7 protein-coding genes are annotated in these 5,657 nt (G+C 72.0%); 2 read left to right on the forward strand and 5 right to left on the reverse strand.

Going from position 1 to position 5,657, the window contains the following annotated elements:
• Positions 1 to 35: 35 nt before the first annotated feature.
• The gene (locus tag VGR37_01060) at positions 36 to 341 is read right to left on the reverse strand and encodes a hypothetical protein (GenBank protein ID HEV2145984.1); all 306 of its coding nucleotides are present in this window, start codon (positions 339 to 341) and stop codon (positions 36 to 38) included.
• A 176-nt stretch (positions 342 to 517) separates the two neighbouring features.
• Between VGR37_01060 and VGR37_01065 the strand changes: the two genes are divergently transcribed.
• Together VGR37_01065 and VGR37_01070 are read left to right on the forward strand one after the other, a co-directional pair.
• Complete coding sequence (locus VGR37_01065) at positions 518 to 1,288, forward strand: helix-turn-helix domain-containing protein (protein HEV2145985.1); 771 nt, start codon at positions 518 to 520, stop codon at positions 1,286 to 1,288.
• Between the two features lie 93 nt (positions 1,289 to 1,381).
• On the forward strand, positions 1,382 to 1,828 hold the full coding sequence (locus VGR37_01070; GenBank protein ID HEV2145986.1) for a hypothetical protein: 447 nt from the start codon (positions 1,382 to 1,384) through the stop codon (positions 1,826 to 1,828).
• 379 nt (positions 1,829 to 2,207) lie between these two features.
• Here VGR37_01070 and VGR37_01075 read toward each other — a convergent pair whose 3' ends face one another.
• The 4 genes from VGR37_01075 to VGR37_01090 all read right to left on the reverse strand — a co-directional run.
• Complete coding sequence (locus VGR37_01075; protein HEV2145987.1) at positions 2,208 to 2,639, reverse strand: PPC domain-containing DNA-binding protein; 432 nt, start codon at positions 2,637 to 2,639, stop codon at positions 2,208 to 2,210.
• Between the two features lie 31 nt (positions 2,640 to 2,670).
• Positions 2,671 to 4,302 (reverse strand): GMC family oxidoreductase, encoded by a 1,632-nt coding sequence (locus tag VGR37_01080; GenBank protein HEV2145988.1) that lies wholly within the window; start codon positions 4,300 to 4,302, stop codon positions 2,671 to 2,673.
• The gene (locus tag VGR37_01085; protein HEV2145989.1) at positions 4,295 to 4,909 is read right to left on the reverse strand and encodes a gluconate 2-dehydrogenase subunit 3 family protein; all 615 of its coding nucleotides are present in this window, start codon (positions 4,907 to 4,909) and stop codon (positions 4,295 to 4,297) included. Before VGR37_01085 ends, VGR37_01080 begins: the two co-directional genes overlap by 8 nt.
• The coding region (locus tag VGR37_01090; protein HEV2145990.1) for a hypothetical protein at positions 4,902 to 5,657 on the reverse strand (756 nt) is incomplete at its 5' end. The genes VGR37_01085 and VGR37_01090, both read right to left, overlap by 8 nt.

Consider the following 5,657-nt stretch of genomic DNA (forward strand, 5'->3'; position numbering starts at 1 on the left):
ACACGCGGCCAGGCCGCGTGTCGGCCGGTAGCCTCCTAGCCGCCCCCGCCAAGGTAGCCAATACCAGCGCCGTACACCGTTACGGTATCGCCCTGTGCGGACGTATCGGGTCCCGCCTCGGCCCCGCCGCCCGCGCCGATGTAGCCACCACCGAAGCCGGAGGCGGTCACGGTGTCTCCCTGCGCGGAGGTATCGGACGCAACGTCAGCACTGCCGCCGCCGCCGAGATACCCGCCCCCGTCGAAGGCAGGGCGGTCCGGCGCAACGAGGCTTTGGGTTCCGCAGCCGGCGGTCAGCAGGCTGACAGTGAGGAGCAGGAGGACAGTTCCGGCGGTTCTCATGGTGAACTCCTTTGTTGGGAAGAGGACGAACACCCGGTGCGGGTGCGGTTTCCAAGGTGCGGGGGGCGGGTAGGCTGTGCAAGCCGTGGCGTAAAACCTTCCTGGAGGATGCAATGCAGCCTGTGGTTAGACCGCTTCTCCTGTTGCACCCCAGCGGGGTTCTCCGCGAAACCCTCGTGGAGATTCCCGGACAGCTCTACAGGCTCACGGAGCTGTCCGATTGGAAGGCGCTGCGCGAGGCGCTGGGCCGGGCGCCGCTCACGGCGGTCGCGGTGGTCGATCCGCTGGGACCGGACGGGGGGATTGCCGAGGAGCTGCGGGAGCTCCTGCGCGCCTTCCCGTTCGCCACCGTGCTGGCCGCGCTCCCGGTGACTCCGCGCGACGGCGAGCTCCTGCGGACGCTCCTCGATTGTGGTGTCGCGGACTTCATCGTCATGGGGCATGAGACCACGCCCGTCGGCGTGTCGAGAAGACTGCGCCTGGTGCGCAGCCGTCCCGTGAAGAGGCTCCTGAAGCGGGCGCTGCCACAGGGTGTCCCCAGCAGGACGCAAGGGATGCTCACCCGCGCGGCGGAAGTCGTGGCCGTGGGAGGGGGCGCCCCGGAGCTTGCGGCGGCGCTCCGCGTCAGCCCGCGCACGGTCCCCCGGTGGTGCGAGCGCGCCGACCTTCCGCCGCCCCGGAGGCTCTTCGCCTGGCTCCGCATGCTCATGGCCGCGGAGCTGCTGGACCAGCCGCAGAGGTCGCTGGCGTCCGTCGCCCGCGCCTGCGGGTACGCGAACGAGTCCAGCCTGAAGAACACGTTCCGGGACTTCCTGGGTGTGGGGCCTTCCGAGCTGCGGAAGGCGGGTGCGTTCCAGACGGTCGCCACCGCCTTCGCCCGGGATCTCGCATCGGTCCGCGAGCACGCGCACACCGCGGGCAGGAGCCGCAACGTCTGGCTCAACTGAGGTGACCGCTTCGGCCGTTCAACCGCCGTTGCTCACACGCGGAGTGTTTCAGGACAATGCTCGCACACCGTTGGACCGACCCTGGAGTTGCTGATGAACAACGAGAACGCACCCCGGTTTCCGGTCTACGTCACCCAGGAGGGGCGTACCGCGACCCTGGCCGTCTACGTCCAGGTGGACCCCGAGCCCACCGTGCGGCCGGGCGACCTGGAGGAGCTCATTGAAGAGGTCGCCCGCCGGATCGAGAAGGCGCTGGAAGGGATCTTCCGGAACCTGCCTGCCGAGTTCCTGGTCGACGCGCCGATCGAGATCAACAACGACCACGTGCCGTTCTTCCCGGCCACGTTCGGTGACAAGGTGTACGAGGCACAGGAGGACGTGTTCGGGGCAATCGAAGAGTTGAGGAAGGGAACCCCCTTGCAGGGCATGCTCTTCGACTGTTCGGGGAGGGCGTTCGGGGTCCACGTCTACGCGACCTTTCTCCGGGCGGCGCAGCACGACCGCAAGGTCGGGGAGGTGTGGACTTTGGATCACGAGTAGCGAGGAAGACCGGGACTCCCGCCGGTGATGGGCTCTCCATGGTCGGCCCCGCCGACAGGTACGCCACCCACCCGCCACCGCACCCACCGGCACGACACACCACGGGCGCGGAGTCCCACAGAACGGACCGGGGCAGGAGCACGCTACGCGTGTCCTGCCCCGGTCCTATTCGTAGAGCGAGGCAGCCCCCGACGGGACCACCGTGATACCGATCCGGGAAGACCGGAGAGGGTGATCGGGAGGCGGGGGGAGGCTCAGCAGGCGGTGCGTCTGTGTGAGCCCGCGCTGCACTTACCTCTCGCTCCACCGGCCGGGCGAGTTTCGCACCGCCGGAGGAGCCTCCCCCCGCCGACTACTCGCGATACATCCGGATTCGGTATCAGACCTCGATCAGCGCCAGGCCGGTCTCGGCGTCGTGGCGGCGCTGCAGGTGCTCGGGGGACTCCGTCAGGACCAGCTCCAGCGTGGGGCGCACGTGGGCCTCCACCAGGTGGCCGCCGTGGGCGGTGCCGTCCCGCTTGGCGACGGTCACGTGCGCGTGGAGCTTGGGCTCGCCGTCCTTCAGGGCGATGTCGCCGGCCAGCATCAGGACCTCCACCTGCTCCCGGATCGGGATCGGCTGGTACTCCTTGCTCTCCCAGTCGAAGTACGCCACGGTGACGTCCTGGAAGGCGCCGATGGCGGTGAAGTGGCTCCCGGCCAGCCCGTGCTCGGCGGCGAAGGCGCGCAGGGTCCCGGCGACCTCGTCGCCGGTCTCGAAGACCAGCGCCCACGTCCTCTGCGCCCCGTCGTGCAGCAGCTTGCTCCTCACGTGCGCCTCCCCTGGCTCGCGGTTTCGATCCTCACAGCTCCCCCCGCCGCCCCATCTCCGCGATCCGGTCGCCGGTCCGGCAGGCGAGGGCCATGATGGTGGCCGAGGGGTTCACCCCTCCCCCGGTCGGGAAGAGCGAGCCGTCGCAGATCCACAGGTTGGGGATCTCCCAGGTGCGCCCGTACGGGTCCGTGACGCTCCGCTCCGGGTCGCTCCCCATGGGGCAGCCGCCCATCAGGTGCGCGGTGTCCACGTCGGCCCAGGTCTCCTTCCCGCCCGCCGCCTCCAGCGTCTGGCGCATGAAGTCCACCGCGTGCCGGATGAGCCGGCGGTCGTTGTCGGAGTAGGAGAAGGTGATGCGCGGGATGGGGAGCCCCAGGGGGTCCGTCTCGTCCGCCAGCTCCACCCGGTTGCACTCCCGCGGCTCCACCTCGCCCACCATCTTGAGGCCGGCGACGTGGTTGTACCGGGTCATCTCCTCCCGCAGCTCCATCCCCCAGAGCCCCCGCCCGGCCGCGGTCGCCTGCGCCCACGCCCGCGGGAGCGGCCCCTGGCTCCCGAACTGGTAGCCGCCGTGAAAGTCCTTCCCCTCGTCCGTGTAGTTCCAGTGCTCGGTGATGGTCATCACGGGAGGGCCCTTGTAGCAGCGCACCTCCTCGTCCATGATCCCCCACACGCCGTGGTTGGAGTGCACCATCAGCCCCTTCCCCACGAGCCCGCTCCCGTTCGCCAGCCCGTGGGGGAAGCGCGGCGTGGCGGAGTTGAGCAGCAGCCGCGGCGTCTCGATGCTGTAGCCGGCCGCCACCACGTGCTTCGCCCGCTGCCGGCGCCACTCCCCGTCGCGGTGGTAGAGCACCCCCGCGGCGCGGCCGTCCGCCCCCGTCTCGATCCGCCCGACCATGGCGAGGTCGCGGATCTCCGCCCCGTGCTCCACCGCGCGCGGGATCCAGGTGACCAGCGCGCTCTGCTTGGCGTTGGTGGAGCACCCCACCGCGCAGAACCCCCGGTAGACGCAGGGGGGCGCCTCCCCCCGCGGGGAGGAGAGGGTGGCGAGCGGCGTGGCCACCCAGGGGATCCCCAGCGCCTCGCATCCCCGGGCCAGGACCAGCCCGGCCGCGTTGACCTCGTGCGGGCGGCGGGGGTAGCGCCCGCGCGGGGGGCCCCAGGGGTACGAGACGGGGCCGGAGATCTGCAGCATCTCCTCCACCTCGTCGTAGTACGGCCACATCTCCTCCCAGGAGACCGGCCAGTCCACCCCGTAGCCCAGCAGGCTCCGGCTCCGGAACCACTCGGGGCGGAAGCGCAGCACAACCATGGTGAAGTGGACGGTGCTCCCCCCCACCCCCCGGCCGCTGTTGTTGCTCCCGAGCTGGATGGGGTCCTCGCCCCCGCTGATGCGCTCGTCGGTCCAGTACAGCTTCTGCTGCTCGTCCTCGTCGGAGGCGAAGTCCTCCAGGGGGCGCCAGTACGGGCCGGCGTCGAAGGCCACCACCCGGAACCCCGCCTTCGCCAGCTTGAAGGCGAGGGTGCCGCCCCCCGCCCCGGTCCCCACGATGGCGAAGTCCACCTCCTCGTCGTCCCGGTAGCAGCGCATGGGGACCCACTCGCCGCGGCGGAATACGTTCGGCGCGCGGCCGCCCCCGGCCCGGATCGGCTCAGGCATCCCTCTCCTCCGCCTCCCAGGGGTCGCGCTGGTCGGCGCCGAGCCGCACGTACCCGCGCGGGCTGGCCGGGCCGCTGTAGCCGATCTCGCTCCACGCCGCCGGGTGCGAGTAGTAGACCCCCACCACCCCCTTGAGCAGGACCTCCGCGAAGAAGCGCACCGGGGGAAGCTCGTCCCACGGCTCGCCGCTCACCTCGCCCTCCTGGATGGCGCGGAGGATCCCGTCCTGCTCCGCGGGGGCGAGCTCGGAGAAGCGGGCGCCGTGGCGCCGGCCGCTCTCCTTCTCGATCCCGGCGATCCCCAGCCGCCATGCCTCCCGCAGGGGGGGCATGGTCTCGTAGCGGTAGCCGGCCCCCTCGTTCAGGTCGAGCTTACGGTCGATCCAGGGGACGATGGGGACCGGGTCGTCCGGGCGGTCCGGCTGGGGAAGGAGGCGCGCGCAGACGGCCTCCAGCGTGGCCCACTCGTCCGTGCGGAGGAAGCGGCGCTCCGGGACCTCGTGGAGCCTCCGGCCGACGACCTCGCGGGTCTGGTCGTTCCAGGAGGGGGTGTCCCACTTCCGCAGGACGTCGTAGCCCGCGTACGGGGTGCGGAGCGGCTCAGGCACGGGCGCCTCCTTCCATCAGCTCGATCGCGGCCAGCCCGGCCAGGGCCATCCCCGTGAAGGACGGGGGCGCCGGGAGGGGCGGCCCCTGCAGCAGGTTCTGGCTCCAGTTCTTCCATCCCCCCATGTTGCGGGCCACCCCCACGGCGTGGAAGCCGACGCCGGCCAGGCCCATCCCCACCGTCCCCCAGAGGAGCCGGACGGCGGTCCTGCGCCGGGACGCCGAGGGGCGCGCCACGGCGGCCCCGAGCGCCAGCGCGGCGAGCGGCGGAACGGTGACGGGGAGGTACATGACGGGGTCCTGGAACGCGCCGCGGAAGTGGAGCAGCCCGGCCTCCGCGGCCGTCCCCGCGAGCCCCGCCGCGGCGGCCCACCCCAGGAGGGGGGGCAGCGTCGTCCCGGGGCGCCCATTCCCCGTGGCAGCGTGCCGGGCGGCGAGGCCGTAGAGCCCCGCGTAGGTGATCCCGAGCGGGGCCCCGACGGGGGCGCCGTAGAACACGTTCTCCCAGCGGAGGCCCCCGGTGCGCCGCAGGACGTTCCAGGTGTGGAAGCCTGTGCCGGCCAGCCCGGCGAGCGCCGCCGCGCCGTAGACCGCGGCATCCGTCCGGCGCACCCGGCCGCCGCGGGCCAGGGCGCGGGCGGCGGTGCCCAGCGTGAGCGCGGACACGGCCGGCGCCACGAACATCGCCGGGTTGTAGAACCCGCCGCGGTAGTGCTCCATGGCGCTGTCGGCGAGCACGCTGAAGGAGAG

This window comes from Longimicrobiaceae bacterium, assembly GCA_035936415.1.
Lineage (GTDB): Bacteria > Gemmatimonadota > Gemmatimonadetes > Longimicrobiales > Longimicrobiaceae > JAFAYN01.

What these genes read in the sequence shown, in the direction of transcription:
- VGR37_01070 (HEV2145986.1), top strand. Translation starts at nt 1,382, where the DNA reads ATGAACAACGAGAACGCACCCCGGTTTCCGGTCTACGTCACCCAGGAG.
- VGR37_01060 (HEV2145984.1), bottom strand. Translation starts at nt 341, where the DNA reads ATGAGAACCGCCGGAACTGTCCTCCTGCTCCTCACTGTCAGCCTGCTG.
- VGR37_01080 (HEV2145988.1), bottom strand. Translation starts at nt 4,302, where the DNA reads ATGCCTGAGCCGATCCGGGCCGGGGGCGGCCGCGCGCCGAACGTATTC.